This is a genomic window from Cysteiniphilum sp. JM-1 (assembly GCF_008711525.1).
In the GTDB taxonomy this organism is placed as follows: Bacteria; Pseudomonadota; Gammaproteobacteria; order Francisellales; family Francisellaceae; genus Caedibacter.
The window spans coordinates 92786-110263 of record NZ_VXKS01000008.1 but is presented as its reverse complement, the minus strand read 5'-3'; the positions used below and the strand labels follow the sequence as shown (position 1 = coordinate 110263).

The following is a 17478-nucleotide window of genomic DNA, read 5'->3' as shown; positions in this document are numbered from 1 at the left end:
CACTAAAGCCTGATTTAGCAGCGCAGCCAATCTGGGTGAGTTTATCTTCTTGTCTGAGTTTCATGTATAGCTTTACCTGTTCTGTTGTGACTCGTTTTCTTGCCATACCTTAATCTTAATTATCTGCAGCTTTATTGATTAAGGAATAGCCTACATGATTCAACCGGCAATTCTAGTTGTCGTGATCGGTAAAGCTAATTGTCACCTAATACTAGCTTAAAGTTTGGAAGGAACCCGTTCACAAATCCTTAATATGACGAAGCACATTGCTATATTCTAAAATCAGTCGATCTTGAGTGATTAAGTTGATTCCTTCGACAGCGGATTGAGCGATTAACGCTCGATCAAATGGGTCTTTATGAATATCGAGTGTTAACGTGCGTAACCAATTGGCGTGATCCGATAAGAAGGGTAAAGATTGTAATCCGGATTCTTCTAGGTGATTGGCAAAGTCAGGAGATACTTTGAGTTTGCCAATAGATTCTTTAATGGCGATTTCAAAGATACTCATTGCACTGAAAAAGATATCATTATCAGTGTTTTCAATGATTTTGGTCAATTTGGCGGAGAGTTTTTGAGGCTCATATAATAGCCAAATTAAATAATGGGTATCGAGTAAATACATTTATTCACCGTAAAAGAGTTGATCAATAGCATCATTGGGCGCATCAAAATCTTCAGCCATGTAATATGCTGTGTTAGAAAGCTTTCCAATAATGCGTTTTTTCTTTTCCACAGGAATAATTTTAGCGACTAATTTTTTGTCGCGTGTAATTAAAATCTCCTCACCAGAGGTTGATACTAGATTAATCAGCTTGGGAAAGTTTTGTTTGGCGTCGCCAATCCCATAGATATGATGCATAAGACCTCGCTAAATTAAGTGATTCATTTGATCTTTTGCTAATATAGATGAATATTCCCTGCTTGTCCAAGTGTTTGTTGTTTAATGCCTAAAATGCCTAATGCCGGTAAACACCATAGCGATACCATGCTCGTTAGCAGCATCGATGACTTCTTGATCGCGCATGGAGCCACCTGGTTGGATAATGGCGCTAACCCCTGATTTGGCAGCGGCATCTATGCCATCGCGAAACGGGAAGAAGGCATCTGATGCCATCACTGAATGCTCAATGCTTAAGTTAGCATCGTGCGCTTTTTCAATGGCAATTTTTGAGCTAAATACGCGACTCATTTGTCCGGCACCTATGCCGACAGTCATATTTTTTTTGGCGTAAACAATGGCGTTTGATTTAACAAATTTCACCACTTTCCATGCAAATAACAGGTCTTGTAACTGTTCATCAGTCGGCGCTTTATGAGTGACGATCTTTAATTCATTTTGATCTAGCTGATAAATGTCTTTATCTTGGACTAACAGTCCACCTTCAATTTTCTTCAATTCAAGCTCAGCAAGATTTGGTTTTTGATCATAACCACAAGCCAATACACGTACATTGGGCTTAGCTGCGAGTGCTTTAAGTGCCAAATCATCCACTTCAGGGGCAATAATAACTTCAACAAATTGTTGATTAATAATTGTTTGTGCAGTTATCGCATCAAGCTTTTGATTACAGGCAATAATGCCGCCAAAGGCTGAGGTTGGATCGGTTTGAAAGGCTTTTTGATAGGCTTCGGTTAATGAGCTTGCCACTGCAACGCCACAAGGATTGGCATGTTTAACAATAACACAAGCAGGTAAGTCAAAGCTTTTGACACACTGTAAAGCGGCATCAGTATCAGCAATATTATTATAAGATAATGCTTTACCTTGTAACTGTGTCGCCTGTGCTACTGACGCATTAGGATAATCAGGTTCAATATATAAGGCAGCTTGTTGGTGAGGATTCTCACCATAGCGCATCACTTCAGCTTTGTTAAACTGTAGATTGATTGTATTAGGAAAGTTATGTGCTTTCTCTCCAGTTGCTGGATTTAATGTGCCTAAATGATTAGCAATCATGCCATCGTATTGTGCGGTGTGTTCAAAGACCTTACATGCCAAGCTAAAGCGTGTCGCAAAGTCTAAAGCACCATGATTGTCATTTAGTTTTTGTGTAATGTCGGTATAGTCATTAGGATCACAAATCACGGTAACATCTTGATGGTTTTTTGCCGCTGAGCGCAACATTGTCGGACCACCAATATCAATGTTCTCAATCGTCTCGCTGAAACTGACATTCGGTTTTTCGATTGTTTGTTTAAATGGGTATAAATTGACAACAACCAAATCAATATTCGGGATATCATGTTGCTGCATAACCGCTTGATCGATATCGCGTCTACCAAGAAGTCCACCATGGATTTTAGGGTGCAGAGTTTTGACACGCCCATCCATCATCTCAGGGAAGCCTGTGTAATCTGATACTTCAATTACGGGAATATTAGCGTCTGCTAATAGCTTGGCAGTGCCACCAGTTGATAATATTTCAATATTGAGTTTTTGCAATTGCTTGGCAAAGTCAACAATCCCTGTTTTGTCGGAAACACTAAGCAAAGCGCGTTTAATTGATCTCACGAGATTTCGCTCCAAAAGAGTACGTTAAAAGCGAGGTGATTGTATACTCATCACAAATCATTTTACAGTGTTTTTTGCGTTGTATACGAGTGCAAACGATTTTATAGTGTTTCTGTCTCGGTAGGGGTCTTTAAACTTTTCACACTTTGACTTTACTCAGGGAGTGATTGGCATTGTTGGCTGAGCGTTAGTCGAAGCCATCCGCTATCTTTGTATTCCCCTTCGACTTCGCTCAGGGTGCGGTAGAGCTTATTGGTTGAGCATTAGTCGAAGCCTCTTGTTGTTTTTATCCTTACCTTTTGACTTTGCTCAAGGTACGACAAACAGCGTGATATATCTTGATATATATCAATCTTCATCCTATGCTATATATGATTCAAACTATAAGAGGTGCTCGATGATGCATACAGCAAAGTTATTTATGAATGGGCGTAGTCAAGCCGTAAGATTACCTAGTAGTTATCGTTTTGACTGCAAAGAGGTTTATATCAGACGTCATCCTGAAACGGGTGATATTATTATTTCTAAAAAGCCAGGCTCGTGGGAGGATTTCTTTGAGATGAAAGAAGGCAAGAAGATCCCTAAGGACTTTATGGCTGATAGAGATGATGAAGTGCCATCACAGAGAGATTTATTCTGATGGTAAATACAAAGCGCTACATGCTTGATACCAATACAGCAAGTTATATTATTAAAGGTGATTACCCTGCACTTAAAACACATCTGATCAATGTGCCTATGTCGAGTATTTGCATCTCAGCGATTACTGAGGCTGAGTTGCTATTAGGTGTGGCTAAAAAGCCAAATGCAAAACATTTGCCGATGATTGTTAATGAGTTTCTACTTCGTGTCGAGATCTTGCCTTGGACATCACAAGCTGCAAAAGCTTACGCAAAATTACGCGCAACATGTGAAAAAGAAGGCAAGACATTATCGTGCATGGATATGCTTATCGCAGCACATGCAAAAGCTGAAAATGCAGTATTAGTGACAAAAGATCGAGCCTTTTATCATTTGTCAAAGCACCTTGAGCTAGAAGATTGGACAAAATAAAAATAAAAAATAGAAGAAATTAAGCCGTAATTTTCTTGTACTTAATGCGATGAGGATCAACGGAGTCATCGCCTAGGCGTTTTTTCTTATCTTCAATATAGGCCTCATAATTTCCTTCAAACCAGACAACATTACTTTCACCCTCAAAGGCTAAGATGTGTGTTGCCACGCGATCTAAGAACCAGCGATCATGCGAGATGATCATCACCGAACCTGGGAAGGCAAGAATGGCTTCTTCAAGGGCGCGCAATGTCTCGACATCAAGGTCATTCGTCGGTTCATCAAGTAATATGACATTGCCACCCTTGCGTAGTAACTTCGCTAAATGCACGCGATTGCGCTCACCGCCGGAAAGCTGATGGATAAATTTCTGCTGATCAGAACCTTTAAAGTTAAAGCGTCCAACGTATTGACGTGAGGGGATCGTGTACTTGCCAACAGCGATGACATCAAGACCATCAGAGATCTCTTCCCAGACGGTTTTGTTACCATCTAAGGTATCACGGGATTGGTTGACATAGGCAAGCTCAACCGTTTCACCGAATTCAACATTGCCAGCATCAGGTGTTTCAATGCCTGATATCATTTTAAAGAATGTCGATTTACCCGCGCCATTTGGTCCAATAATACCAACAATGGAACCTGCTGGAACCTCAAAGCCAAGCTGATCAATCAATAAGCGATCACCAAAGCCTTTACTGATACCGTCAATGTTAATGACTTTATTGCCTAAGCGTGGTCCAGGCGGGATATATAAGTCTTGTGTGGCATTGCGCTCTTGGAATTCTTGTGAGCTTAGCTCATCAAAGCGCGATAAACGTGCTTTTGATTTGGCTTGACGACCTTTGGCATTTTGACGTACCCATTCAAGCTCTTGTTGCAATGCTTTTCTATGTGCTGTTTGTTTTTTCTCTTCTTGGGCTAGACGTGCTTCTTTTTGTTCTAACCAGCTAGAGTAATTACCTTTAAAAGGGATCCCTTCACCACGATCAAGCTCAAGGATCCATTCAGCAACATTATCTAAGAAGTAGCGATCATGGGTAATTGCCACAACAGTGCCTTTATATTCTTGCAAGAAGCGTTCAAGCCAAGCGACACTCTCAGCGTCTAAATGGTTTGTTGGTTCATCTAGCAGCAGAATATCCGGAGATGATAATAATAATTTACATAGTGCAACACGACGTACTTCACCGCCTGAAAGCTTTGATACATCAGCATCCCAAGCTGGTAAACGTAGCGCATCAGCTGCAATCTCAAGCTTGCGATCAATCTCCCAAGCACCAGCGGCATCGATTTTGTTTTGTAGCTCACCTTGCTCGGCAAGTAACTTGTTCATTTCATCATCGGACATTGGTTCGCAAAATTTCATGCTGATTTCATCAAAGTGTGTAACCAGTGCTTTAAGATCGGCTAAGGCTTCTTCAACATTGCCCTTAACATCTTTTGTTGGGTCAAGTTGTGGTTCTTGTGGTAAATAACCGATTTTAACCCCCTTGCGAGGTGCTGCTTCACCGACGATCTCAGTATCAAGCCCTGCCATAATACGTAGTAATGTTGATTTACCTGAGCCATTAAGACCCAAGACACCAATCTTAGCACCATCAAAAAATGATAGCGAAATATCCTTTAAGATATAGCGGTTCGGTGGCACAACCTTACCAACGCGATGCATTGAATAAATATATTGTTCAGACATTTAAGAATCCTTAGTTTGTTTTGTAAGATGTATATAGACATAAACGCAGGCGATTGTATCAAAAAACAGATAGTCTTGGTATAGTGCTTGCAAACTGTTTTGAAATTCAAATGGAATTAAATCAACAACCATGGTGAATAAGGCGCTATTAGCAATAAACTATTTATTGTTTAGCTGCTTATATACTAATAAATTGTTGAAGTAACCTTGGGTTACTATATAAATATCAATTGGTTTGTATAATATTTGATTAATGAAGGAATGGAAACAACTCAACATGGCACGACTTATTTTATTGGTGGGTGCTTGCAGTGCAGGAAAAACCTCGACTGCAAAAGCACTACAAAACTTAATGGATGAACCGAATATTCATCTGGGAATTGATACGTTTCATCTGGCAATTCCAACGGATAAGCTAGAATTGTCAAAGCCGGATAAAGATTATTTGTATCCAAGACAATATCAGGAAAATGGGCAGACGATGACAGAAATTGTGCATGGTGATATTATCAAGCGCATTAATCTGGCACGTTATGAATCAGTCTGTTGTTTTTTAAATCATGGTATAAGTGTGGTAGCAGATGAGATCTTCTGGCGTTTTGATGATTTTAAGGTGTTTTTAGAGAAGCTTCAAAAATATGAAGTGGTTATGGTTGCTATGCGTGTCTCCGATGAGGTGGGTGAAAGGCGTGCGCAAAAACGCATGGAGCAATCCCAAAATTACCAAGATGATTTCCGACCTATTGGCATGAGTCGCGCCTCAAATCATATGACACATAAATATACGCGTTATGATATAGACATAAATACTGATAATAAAACACCAGATGAATGTGCTCAATCAATTTATCATGAGCTGCAAGCTACGACGCATTTTGCGGCATTTAAGGCGCTTTGTCAGCAGTATCTGTAATGATGAAATACCCAATCAAACATACTAAGTGTAAGAATAGTATTGAAAAATCGCAGATATTAACACAAACCAACTAGCCAAAGATCAGGTTTTTAGGCTACACTTTGGATGGGAATTAAATGACAACGATATTCCGATAATCAACATTTAAAAGGAGCTTAAATTTATGAATAAAGTAATTAGACCAAAACGTGTGTATGCAGCCATTTGGATGCTCTATGGCGTGAGTATTCTGGGGCTGTTGGACTTAATGACATCCTCGACTTTAGTTATGGTGCCAATGGAGCATATCTGGCTTGATGTGGTTGCTTACATTGTGCTCATTGCAGTGGCATTTGTGATTAGTCTGGGGGTTAAAGCAGCAAAATGGATTTATATTATCCTTGCGATTATCTGGTATGCGTTTTTAATCTTTTATTTGCCAGAGCACGCCAGTCACCCGCTTAATTTCTGGTTAGTGTTTATTGAAATTATTTTAATCATTGCCGCATTTTATATTTTGTATCAGCCCAAAGCCGTGCGTTGGTTTAACAAGACGCAAAAAGTTTAATGAATTAGCTATAACTGCTGTGGCTCCAACATAGCGCTAAGTAATACTTCACCCCATAGACCATGGCGTTAACAGATAAGTCAAAGGTTGGTTCATGCACCATCGAGGTAAAGCCTGAAGTTTCATTCCGCACACCTAAAAATGCATAACATGCTGGAATCTCTTTGGCAAAGTAGGAGAAGTCCTCTGATGCCATCCATGGGATATGAGATAACAGCGTGTTTTTCTCACCGACCACATGATTTGCTGCGGCAATGGATTTTTGTGCGCAGTTAGCATCATTTTGCGTTTCAGGATAACCAGGCAGATAATCGATATCAACCGATCCGTCATAAGTGTGGGCAATACCATTGGCAATTTCATATAAGCGCTTTTTAACGAGCTCGCGCGCAGCTTGGCTAAGATAGCGAATACAGCCCTTAAGTTTAGCTTTATCGGCAATCACATTATAAGTACTACCAATATTAAGTGCGGTGATAGATACCACTGCAGGATCGAAGCTTGAAAGGTTTCTTGAGGCAATCGTTTGCACAGCATTGACAAATTGTGTTGCCATAACCATCGGATCATTGGTCGTGCATGGCGTGCTCGCATGCCCCCCTTTGCCGATAAAGGTAAGATCAAATAGATCAACACCGGCTAAGGCGACAGGTTGGCAAATTTGCATTTTTCCTTCATCAATTGAGGGTAATACATGGAGACCATAAATAGCGCTAACACCTGCTAATGCACCATCTTTGATCATTGCCGGTGCGCCACCAGGTAAAACCTCTTCAGAAGGCTGAAATAAAAAGCGTACATTAATCTTTAATTGGATCTTATGAGTAACCAATGTATGCGCTGTGGTTAGCACCATCGCACAATGTGCATCATGCCCGCACATATGTGCCTTACCATCGATGGTTGACTTATAATCACACGTGTTTTGCTCATGTATGGGTAACGCATCCATATCAGCGCGCAGTGCAATCATCGGATAATCAGGGTTAACAATCAAATCAGCAATAAGTCCTGTTTTGCCAATGTTGCGCTTAATCGTTAACCCGAGCGTTTGCAGTTTGCCCGCGATAAAATCGGCAGTATTTTCAACATCAAAGCCAAGCTCAGGGTGGCGGTGAATATGCTCACGCACTTCGCGTAAATAGTTTTGATCAATCGTTAAGTCGTCAATGGTATTAACCACCGTGAGTCTCCTTTTTTGACAAATGTTTAAGTGTGTTTGCTGTAACTAATGAGGCAGTTAAGCAGCTGATTAAAATCAGCAAAATGGTACTGTTTAAAATCGCATTACTTAAAATACCTGTTTTATAGCCGACCAAAATAATCGCTAAAGTTGCAGCAGCGTGCGCGCTACTTAAGCCAAAGATTAAACGACCATCAAGAGGTGATAGTTTAAGTGTAAGTTGGGTAAATTTAGCGGCAAGCCATTTACTTAAAAGCGCAACAATGATTAAAGTAATCGCGATACCTAAGACATGATGAATATCAACAAGCACATGTAAGTTCACAATCATACCAACGCTAATCAGAAAAACTGGAATAAACAAAGTATCACCAATAAAATGAATTTCGGCCTTTAATTTTTTCTTTTTGGCAACAAAACGATTTAAGGAAAGACCTGCAAAAAACGCGCCAATAATCGCATCAACGCCAATGATCTCAGCAAGTAATGCCAACAGAAAAACGACTAATAGCACAAAGGTGTAGTGCAGACTTTTCTTGCGCGCAAAGAGATAAAAAAATCCTTTAGCAATATAAGGGATAACAGCAAAGGCAATCAAACTGAAAAGAATAAAACCAATGACAAGACTTATCAGCATCATCATACTGCTACCTTCTTGATGAAGCCCCGTAACCAATGCCAGAATAAGTAGCACCACTGTATCGGTAATAATGGTACCACCCACGGCGATGGCAACTGCTTGGCGTTTGGCATGTCCTTTTTTACTGACCATCGGGTAAGCAATTAAGGTGTGAGTTGAAAACATAATCGCAACTAAAATGGCTGCACTGGCTTGAAAACCAAAGGCATAATGAAATATGGGGAAACCTATAGCAAAAGGGATAATAAAGGTCAGTATGCCAAAGAGTATGCTCTTGCGTTTATGTAGTTTAAACTCTTTCATCTCAAGCTCAAGACCGGCTAGAAACATAATATAAAGAAGCCCAGTGGTAGCAAAAATCGTTACCGCAAGGTTTTGATCTAAAATATTTAAGGCATGGGGACCGACGATAATACCGGTGATAATCAGCCCGATAATGCTCGGTATTTTGCTGTAATGACAAATCACTTTAGCCGCAAGAATGAGCACTAAAACAACGGCAAAAATGCTCACAGGATTATCTAGCGGTAGGGTAAATAAGTGTTTAAGCGTCTCAAGCGTATGCATGAATAATCCTTGTTAATTATGTTTTGAAAGGCGTATGCAATACGCCCCTACGTAATTACTATTATCGGCAAAGTTGTTTTTAACCTAATACATCAACACCTTTAGGTGGCGTGAAATCATAGGTTTTAGCAGGGATCTTTGCAGTAGAAATATCATAAAATTCAATATGCGTGGACTGCCCAACTTCTGTTTGGATAAGCATGGACTTTGGTGTGCTGCTAGCAAAAGTAATATCGATATATTTAATCAAAGATTGATCATTCACTTTGGGTGTTAAGCGATAAGTGTGCTCGCCATTTTGCGTTATGCTAAAGAGCTTTTGCAATACTTTGCTATCACCGGTCAATAATAGTAAATAGGGCGCTTGCGAGATGTTTTTAGGCACCTCACTAATTGTGACTTGCTCTAAATCTTCATCATAGTTCCAAAGTTTTTGCCCGTTAGATAACAGCATTTGTTTTTGTGGGGACTCAACCTGCCATTTAAAAAAGCTTGGCTTGCTTACCCATAATTCACCTGTGCTCGTTTCTTTAATGCCTTGTTGTGGATTAATTAAACTTTGGCGAAATTTAGCATGCATGTTTTTTAGATTGGTTAATAACGTAAACAATGTACTATCAGCATCATTATTTTTGATATTTTCGATACTTTCAGTATTCTTAGCATTTTTAGAGTTCTCAAGGGTGGCAGTTTTAGTTGCTATTGGTGTGGTGCTTTTATCTGCTGCAAACGTAGGCTTTAATAGTACGCTAGAGAGTAGAGTAACGGCGGTTAAACCTAAAAGACTATATTTAATCAATGGCTTTATTTTTTGTATATTGTTCATTTCTGTTACCTTTTTACCAGTACTTCACGCATGCCATTGCTTTGCATTTCACTCACAAGACCAGCTGCTTCCATTTCCTCAATCAATCGTGCTGAGCGGTTATAACCAATGCGCAAGCGGCGTTGGATGTTTGAAATTGATGCGCGCTGTGTTTCAAGTACGATTTTAACAGCTTCATCATACAGTGGGTCAGTGCTATCAGCACCGGCCTCACCCTCACCACCTTCTTCATCTTCACTAGCGGTGATGCTATCGATATATTCAGGTTCGCCCATTTCTTTCCATGCAGCGACCACGCGATGCACTTCATCATCATCGACAAAGGCGCCATGCACACGAGCAGGCACGCCTGAGCCAGGGGGCAAATAAAGCATATCGCCATGACCTAAGAGTTGTTCAGCACCTTGTTGATCTAAAATGGTGCGTGAGTCAATCTTTGATGACACTTGAAAAGCAATACGTGTTGGAATGTTGGCTTTGATCAAACCCGTGACGACATCGACGGATGGGCGTTGGGTTGCAAGGATTAAGTGGATGCCTGCCGCTCGCGCTTTTTGTGCCAAGCGCGCAATCAGCTCTTCAACTTTTTTACCCACAACCATCATCATATCGGCAAACTCATCGGCAATAACAACGATGTAAGGCAGCTTCTCTAATAATGGTGCATCTTCATCGTGTCCTGGACGCAACTTAAGCCACAGTGGATCTTTCATTGGCTCGCCTGATTTCTCAGCCTCAAGGATTTTCTCATTTAATCCAGCAATATTTCTAACACCTGCGGCTGCCATAAGTTCGTAACGTCGATCCATTTCTTTGACACACCAACGTAGCGCATTAGCTGCCTCATTCATATCAGTAACAACTGGTGTCAAAAGATGAGGTATCCCTTCATAGATCGATAACTCAAGCATTTTTGGATCAATCATAATAAGACGCAGATCATCCGGTGCTGATTTATATAGCATACTGATGATCATCGCATTGACACCAACAGATTTACCAGAACCAGTCGTTCCTGCAACCAGTAAATGTGGCATTTTGGCAAGGTTAGCTGTTTCAGGTGTGCCTGCAATGTCAACCCCCAATCCCATGGTCAAAGGTGAGCTTGATTCGATAAATTTCTTATGCGCCAAAACTTCTTTTAAACGCACCATTTCACGCTTTTGATTCGGTAGCTCAAGACCTACATAAGGTTTGCCAGGAATGACTTCAACAACACGCACACGTGCCGCAGATAAGGAGCGCGCTAAATCCTGCGCCAAACCACTTAATTTACTGACTTTAACTCCTGGGGCAAGCTCAACTTCAAAGCGCGTGATCACAGGTCCTGGGTAACTGCCAACAACTTTAACCTGTACACCAAAATCAGCCAGTTTCTCTTCCACCAATAACGCCATCTTTTGTAAGAACTCTTTAGAGATAAGCTCTTTTTTTGCTTCAGGATCATCAAGTAGATCTAATGATGGTAGACCAGTAATTTTATCGGTTTTATTTTTAGGTTTTTTAGGTATTGATGACTTACTTATAGGCACTGGTAAAGGGATGTCATCGATCTCAGGTAATGCCTCATCATCAAGCGCTTTTGTTAGTGGTTTTAGTGTGAATTCATCATCAAAAGGCTCAAAAGAGATCTCGCGATCATCTATGTGTTGATTAATGCCTGGATCATTGTAACTCAAGTGATCAAGTGTATCATGCTCAGCCATTAAGTTATCTTGCTGTTGTTGTTCTCGTTCATTCTTCGCACTCTTTGCCAGTAATTTTTGCTCTTTTAACTCGGCCTTTTCATCCTTTTTTTGCTGCTTTAGCGCTTCTTTTTGCGCTTTTTGTTCAGCGCGCTCTAGCGCTCTTTGCTCTTTTTCTTCAGGAGAACTTGTGAAAAAGTCTTTTATCGTCATCACAATAAAACGAATAAGAGCAGCAAGTGAGCGAATCCAAAAACCACCTGAGAACAAGGTTAAGCCTAAGGCAAAAGCAACAATAAGCACCAAAATGCTGCCGGCAGTGCTAAGGTATAAAATGGCATATTTAGCGACTTCCTGCCCTAAAATGCCGCCAGCGCCTTCAGGCATGTAGACACTAAAAACAGACAATCCAATCTGAGCCAATCCGCTTCCTGAAAACACCAATAAAATAGCACCCGCAAAACGCATAAGCATCAGCAGAATACTACTTTCAGCAAAGGTTTTACGCTCAAGAAAAAGCTGCCAGATGCCATAGACCAGTAAAAAGGGAATCAAAAAACCAAAGACGCCACAAATGCTTAAGATAATGTTGGCAGTATAAGCACCGACAATGCCGGCGTAATTGTAGACCTTATCTTGTGATTGAGAGATCGTCCAACCGGGGTCATTACTGTTATATGAAAAAAGCGATAACAATAAAAATAAGGCAATTGCACCCATTAACACTAGCCAAGTAATTCGTAAGCGATCAACCAATAGTGGATGAAGCTCCTTTTTAACGGTTGCTTGATTAGCAGATTGTTTTGCTGTTTTAGCTGTTTTGTCGGCTCTAGTCTTCTTAGAATCCGCTTTTTGTGATGTGTTTTTCTTACTTTTACGCAGCAGCGCCACTCTTAATTCCTCATATTCATCGAGATTAAACGCCCTTATCATACCAAGGGCAAAACAAAGCAGGCAACTCGTTTTGCCAGAATGTTGATAGATTAACGGTTGGGCTTGTAGCTAGCAGCGCTTCTCAGGTAGAATGGCGCAAGTTTATTTGCTATTAAAAAACTAACATAAGGAAACTTAAGATGAATAACGCATTTTATGAGCATTTACGTCAAGGGATTAATGAGATCAAAGAAGCAGGAACCTACAAAGGTGAGCGTATTATCAACTCACCGCAATCTTCAGATATTACCCTTAAAAATGGGGCGCATGTTATTAACTTTTGCGCGAATAATTATCTAGGACTTGCCGATAATAAAGACTTAGTGGAAACTGCTAAAAAAGCATTGGATCAATATGGTTATGGCGCGGCATCTGTACGCTTTATTTGTGGCACACAAACGCCACATAGAGAGCTTGAAAATTTGATCAGTCAATATCTAAAGATGGAAGAGACGATTGTGTTCCCATCATGTTTTGATGCTAATGGTGGCGTGTTTGAATCTATCTTGACTGCCGAAGATGCGGTGATTAGTGATGCGTTAAATCACGCCAGTATTATCGATGGTGTGCGTTTATGTAAAGCGATGCGTTTTCGCTATAAAAATAATGATATGAGTGATCTTGAAGCGCAATTGCAAGCAGCTGATGAGAAAGGTGCGCGCTTTAAGCTTATCGTCACCGATGGCGTTTTCTCGATGGATGGTATTATCGCCAACTTAAAAGGCGTCTGTGACTTGGCGGATAAGTACAATGCACTTGTGATGGTTGATGACTCGCATGCCACGGGTTTTATTGGTGAGCAGGGACGTGGCACACCAAGTTATTGTGGTGTTGAAGGGCGCGTTGATATTATCACAAGTACATTAGGCAAGGCATTAGGTGGCGCATCAGGTGGTTTTGTGGCAGCGCGTGCGCCAATTGCCGAGATGTTAAAACAAAAGGCACGTCCTTATTTGTTTTCAAATGCCTTAGCGCCGATGATTGCAGCGACATCAATGGCAGCGATTAAATTGGCGATGAGCTCAGATGAAAGACGTGATGTGTTGCAGCGCAACCAAAAACATTTCAGACAAAAAATGACAGCTGCAGGTTTTGATCTTATCCCAGGTGAGCATCCAATTATTCCAGTGATGTTATATGAGGAGAAAAAAGCCGCTGAAATGGCGGAAAAGTTGCTGCATAAGGGTATCTATGTGATCGCGTTTTCGTATCCTGTGGTTCCTAAAGGCTTAGCACGTATTCGTACGCAAATGTCAGCAGCACATACGCTTGAACAGATCGATAAAACGGTCCAGGCATTTATTGAAGTTGGTAAAGAAATGGGAATTATCTAAAATGCAAAAAACAATGAAAGTACTATCTAAGCTTAAGGCTGAACCAGGTATTTGGATGACTGAGTTGCCTATTCCTGAAGTCGGGCATAATGATGTATTGATCAAAGTGAAAAAAACAGCGATTTGCGGTACAGACCTGCATATTTATCTATGGGATGAGTGGTCGCAGAAAACCATTCCAGTACCGATGGCAGTTGGACATGAGTTTGTCGGCGAGATTGTTGCTCTTGGTTGTGAAGTCAAAGGCTTTAAGGTGGGTGATCGTGTTTCAGGTGAGGGGCATATTACCTGTGGATTTTGTCGCAATTGCCGTGCTGGTAAACGTCATTTATGTCGCAATACCGTTGGTGTTGGGGTTAATCGCCAAGGCGCGTTTGCCGAGTATTTAGCGATTCCTGCGGAGAATACCTTTAAAGTACCTGATTATGTCAGTGATGATATTGCTAGTATGTTTGATCCTTTTGGTAATGCGGTGCATACCGCATTATCCTTTGATCTTACCGGTGAAGATGTACTAATTACAGGTGCCGGTCCCATTGGCATTATGGCAGTGGCGATTGCCCGTCACGTTGGTGCTAAGCATATTGTCATTACCGATATTAATGATTATCGTTTGGAGCTTGCAAGGCAAATGGGGGCGAGTGTTGCCTTAAATGTCAAAGCATATAAAACAGCAGCTGAACAAGCCAATGCGCTAAGAGAGACGATGACTAAACTGGGTATGACTGAAGGTTTTGATGTCGGGCTTGAGATGTCAGGTCACCAAGCGGCAATTAATGCGATGATTCAGACAATGAATAATGGTGGCAATATTGCTTTGTTAGGCATTGGTGGTGCTGAAGTTACCGTGCCATGGAATGATATTGTTTTTAAAGGCTTGCACTTAAAAGGTATCTATGGTCGTGAGATCTATGAAACTTGGTACAAGATGGCAAGCATGGTTGGCTCGGGCCTAAATGTAAACCCTGTGATTACACACCAGTTTCATGTTGATGATTTCTTAGAAGGGTTTGAACTAATGAAGTCAGGGCAGTGTGGTAAAGTTATTTTAAACTGGGCATAAATCTAATAATTTATATTTTATATTTCTTGCTTTTTGCTTACTTTTATTATCGAATGTTCCCCGTTCTAGGGAAAACGATTAGAGAAACATATGAAAGTATTAAAAGGGCAAGGTAGTGTCCTAACCATCGCAAGCTTAACTGAATTTGGTGAACGCTATAGCTACTACGTGATTCAGTCATTACTTATCTTCTTTTTAATTCACAAATTTAATTTACCTGAGGCAAAGGGTGCATCTCTTGTGGGTACGGTGCTTAGCATGGTATATATCTCAGCATTGGTTGGTGGGTATATCGCCGATAAGCTCATCAGCTATTACCGTGCGGCAACACTTGGTGTGGCGTTTATGATTGCTGGGAGCTTAGTGTTAGCCGTTGCAAGCTCTGAGAACTTACTTTTTCTGGGTCTTTCATTTATTTCAATTAGTACGGGATTGATTAAATCAAATATAAGCTCATTTATCGGACGCTTTTATGATAAGACCAATGCGACAGAAGGGCAGCGTGATTTTGGTTTTAATATCTTTTATGTTGGGATCAATTTAGGGGGCTTTGCTGCATTATTTGTTGCTTCTTACTTAAGTGAAACCTATGGCTTTGCCGCGCCCTTTTATTCAAGCTTGATCGTGTCGATACTGGTACTGATCAATTTGATCGTTGGCTTTTTTATTTTGGCAAAGCACATTAAAGAAGTGAAAATCAATTTAGCCATTGTCGCTAAAACCATTCTAATCTTAGCAGTGTATTTTGTGGTGGTCTTTCTGGTGTTAAAGAATCCAATCATTGCCAATGTTGCCATTACAGTTGCAGGACTAGGCTGCTTTATCGTTATGCTTATCTCAGCGCAAAAAAAATACTGGCGTAATGTTATTGTTGCTTTTATCTTTTTTGTTTTGTCAATTTTATATTGGGCGCTATTTTTTCAGATATTTATTTCAGTGTTGCTGTTTATCTCAAAAGGAGTGAATAATAACTTATTGGGTTGGCATATCTTAGACTCGCAGTTTTTAAGCTTTGAATCGGTAGGAGTCTTAATCTTTGGCTTTTTTATGGGGAAACTGTGGTTGTCATTAGAGCGCAAAGGCAAATCCGTGCAGGATATTGATAAGTTTAATATTGGTTTTATCTTACTTGCCGTTGTTTTCTTAATTATTTGGGTTGGTATTCAGTTGACACCTAAAGGTCAAGGCGTTCCTGCGATATATATGATTATCGCCTTTTTAATTATGGCAATCAGTGAGTTATCATTATCAGCAATTGGTTTGTCACTTATCACAAAATTAGCACCACCTAATTATGTTTCTTTATATATGGGAATCTGGTTGGTAACCCTTGGTATTGGCGGCAAACTTGCCGGTGTCATTGCCCAGTGGGCACCTGTGACTGGTGATATCCATAGTATTAAAACTGGAATGTCTGAAGGTTTGCAATTGTTTATTGTCTTAACAATAGTCGGTGCTTTGTTGTGTTTATTGTTAAGACGATTTGTGCTTGCTAAGCGATAATTAGCCTTTTCTGGCGCCAAATACGATAGACAGTAAAATCAGCAAAGTGCCAATGCCTTGCACCAAGGTTATATGCTCACTTAAGAAAATAAATGAAAATGCCAATGTTGAGATCGGCATTGCCGCAGTAACTAGCCCTGCAGTGCTGGCACTCACCTGATCGCATCCCATAAACCAAAATAGATAGAATAAAGCAGAGGCAACTGATACTAAGAGCAAAACAAAATAAGCATTAAAGCTTAAACCAAGTAACTCATGCCAGTTAGCGAAAAACAACAGTGGAATCATCGCAATGGCATTGATTAAATTCATCAAAAATGCCGATTTAACTGCGGGTAATTGAGTATTCTTAAATTTGCTAATGACATAATAAAGTGCTTCAGGAATCATCGCTAAAAAGATGATCATATCTCCAATAATTGATAATGCTGAAAAGTCGTGACTTGATAGGCTTGAGCCATTAATCGCAATTAAGCCAATGGTGGCAAAGAGGATACATAATGCTTTAAAAGGAGTAATGCGTTGGCGGAAAATAATAAACGATAAGATAATAATCATCGCCGGCAGTGTGCTGGTAATAAGTCCTGCCATGCTGGCACTGGTGAATTGAATCCCTGAGAGCATCAACAGGTTAAAGAACATGCCTGCACATAGCGCTTGCGCAATCAAAACAAACCAATCTTTCTTGTTAAGCGATGAAATAGTGCTTTGTGCATTATTTGTTTTTTTAATAAAGGGCATGCATGCCAAAAGGACAAGGCTGCCAACAATAAAGCGTATTTCAAGTAAGGCAATAATCGATAAGTGTGATACCAAAAATTTGGAGCCGGTGATATTAACCCCCGTCACCATTTGCGCAACGATTAATGATAAGATGCTCCACATAAACTCTCTCCCAGTAGTTATTATAAGTGGTATTGTACATTTTAATGGGTTGAATTAATTCTATTACAAGCCCTTTATGCCCTTACTTTTAAAAGGGGTCAGTTGGTAATTGGCAAAGTGCCTTAGAAAAGA

16 protein-coding genes are annotated in these 17478 nt (G+C 40.3%); 7 read left to right on the top strand and 9 right to left on the bottom strand.

The window, feature by feature from the left end:
• Window positions 1-238 precede the first annotated feature (238 nt).
• The 3 genes from F3D68_RS05465 to purH form a co-directional block, all read right to left on the bottom strand.
• Entirely contained in the window at window positions 239-625 is a 387-nt protein-coding gene (locus tag F3D68_RS05465) for a type II toxin-antitoxin system VapC family toxin (RefSeq protein WP_151193432.1), read from the bottom strand.
• Window positions 626-862, bottom strand: coding sequence for a type II toxin-antitoxin system Phd/YefM family antitoxin (locus F3D68_RS05460; protein WP_151193431.1), 237 nt, complete (start codon window positions 860-862; stop codon window positions 626-628).
• An 81-nt stretch (window positions 863-943) separates the two neighbouring features.
• A complete protein-coding gene (gene purH / locus F3D68_RS05455) occupies window positions 944-2515 on the bottom strand; it encodes a bifunctional phosphoribosylaminoimidazolecarboxamide formyltransferase/IMP cyclohydrolase (RefSeq protein WP_151193430.1) in 1572 nt (523 codons plus the stop codon).
• A 397-nt stretch (window positions 2516-2912) separates the two neighbouring features.
• Between purH and F3D68_RS05450 the strand changes: the two genes are divergently transcribed.
• Both F3D68_RS05450 and F3D68_RS05445 read left to right on the top strand, forming a co-directional pair.
• Window positions 2913-3155 (top strand): antitoxin, encoded by a 243-nt coding sequence (locus tag F3D68_RS05450; RefSeq protein WP_151193429.1) that lies wholly within the window; start codon window positions 2913-2915, stop codon window positions 3153-3155.
• Window positions 3155-3568 carry a type II toxin-antitoxin system VapC family toxin gene (locus F3D68_RS05445; RefSeq protein WP_151193428.1) on the top strand — a complete coding sequence of 138 codons (414 nt, stop codon included), beginning with the start codon at window positions 3155-3157 and terminating at the stop codon, window positions 3566-3568. Before F3D68_RS05450 ends, F3D68_RS05445 begins: the two co-directional genes overlap by 1 nt.
• Window positions 3569-3587: 19 nt before the next feature.
• Here F3D68_RS05445 and ettA read toward each other — a convergent pair whose 3' ends face one another.
• Window positions 3588-5264 carry an energy-dependent translational throttle protein EttA gene (gene ettA / locus F3D68_RS05440; RefSeq protein WP_151193427.1) on the bottom strand — a complete coding sequence of 559 codons (1677 nt, stop codon included), beginning with the start codon at window positions 5262-5264 and terminating at the stop codon, window positions 3588-3590.
• Window positions 5265-5541: 277 nt separating this feature from the next.
• Here ettA and F3D68_RS05435 point away from each other — a divergent pair, with 277 nt between their 5' ends.
• Window positions 5542-6177: a phosphotransferase-like protein gene (locus F3D68_RS05435; protein WP_191092713.1), complete on the top strand. Its 636-nt coding sequence runs from the start codon at window positions 5542-5544 to the stop codon at window positions 6175-6177.
• A 166-nt stretch (window positions 6178-6343) separates the two neighbouring features.
• Window positions 6344-6727, top strand: a complete 384-nt coding sequence (locus tag F3D68_RS05430; RefSeq protein ID WP_151193425.1) for a hypothetical protein — start codon at window positions 6344-6346, stop codon at window positions 6725-6727.
• Between the two features lie 4 nt (window positions 6728-6731).
• On the opposite strand, the gene F3D68_RS05425 is transcribed toward F3D68_RS05430, so the two are convergent.
• From F3D68_RS05425 to F3D68_RS05410, 4 genes are all read right to left on the bottom strand, one after another.
• A complete protein-coding gene (locus F3D68_RS05425) occupies window positions 6732-7910 on the bottom strand; it encodes a M20 family metallopeptidase (RefSeq protein ID WP_151193424.1) in 1179 nt (392 codons plus the stop codon).
• Window positions 7903-9117, bottom strand: a complete 1215-nt coding sequence (locus tag F3D68_RS05420) for a cation:proton antiporter (RefSeq protein WP_151193423.1) — start codon at window positions 9115-9117, stop codon at window positions 7903-7905. Before F3D68_RS05420 ends, F3D68_RS05425 begins: the two co-directional genes overlap by 8 nt.
• 79 nt (window positions 9118-9196) lie before the next feature.
• On the bottom strand, window positions 9197-9943 hold the full coding sequence (lolA, locus tag F3D68_RS05415; protein WP_151193422.1) for an outer membrane lipoprotein chaperone LolA: 747 nt from the start codon (window positions 9941-9943) through the stop codon (window positions 9197-9199).
• Window positions 9944-9948: 5 nt separating this feature from the next.
• Complete coding sequence (locus F3D68_RS05410; RefSeq protein WP_411954894.1) at window positions 9949-12348, bottom strand: DNA translocase FtsK 4TM domain-containing protein; 2400 nt, start codon at window positions 12346-12348, stop codon at window positions 9949-9951.
• A 353-nt stretch (window positions 12349-12701) separates the two neighbouring features.
• On the opposite strand from F3D68_RS05410, the gene F3D68_RS05405 reads away from it, so the two are divergent.
• From F3D68_RS05405 to F3D68_RS05395, 3 genes are all read left to right on the top strand, one after another.
• On the top strand, window positions 12702-13895 hold the full coding sequence (locus F3D68_RS05405; RefSeq protein ID WP_151193420.1) for a glycine C-acetyltransferase: 1194 nt from the start codon (window positions 12702-12704) through the stop codon (window positions 13893-13895).
• 13 nt (window positions 13896-13908) lie between these two features.
• Window positions 13909-14958 (top strand): L-threonine 3-dehydrogenase, encoded by a 1050-nt coding sequence (gene tdh / locus F3D68_RS05400; RefSeq protein ID WP_151193443.1) that lies wholly within the window; start codon window positions 13909-13911, stop codon window positions 14956-14958.
• A 90-nt stretch (window positions 14959-15048) separates the two neighbouring features.
• Window positions 15049-16461: a peptide MFS transporter gene (locus F3D68_RS05395; RefSeq protein ID WP_151193419.1), complete on the top strand. Its 1413-nt coding sequence runs from the start codon at window positions 15049-15051 to the stop codon at window positions 16459-16461.
• On the opposite strand, the gene F3D68_RS05390 is transcribed toward F3D68_RS05395, so the two are convergent.
• Window positions 16462-17346 carry a DMT family transporter gene (locus F3D68_RS05390; RefSeq protein WP_151193418.1) on the bottom strand — a complete coding sequence of 295 codons (885 nt, stop codon included), beginning with the start codon at window positions 17344-17346 and terminating at the stop codon, window positions 16462-16464.
• Between the last annotated feature and the right edge of the window lie 132 nt (window positions 17347-17478).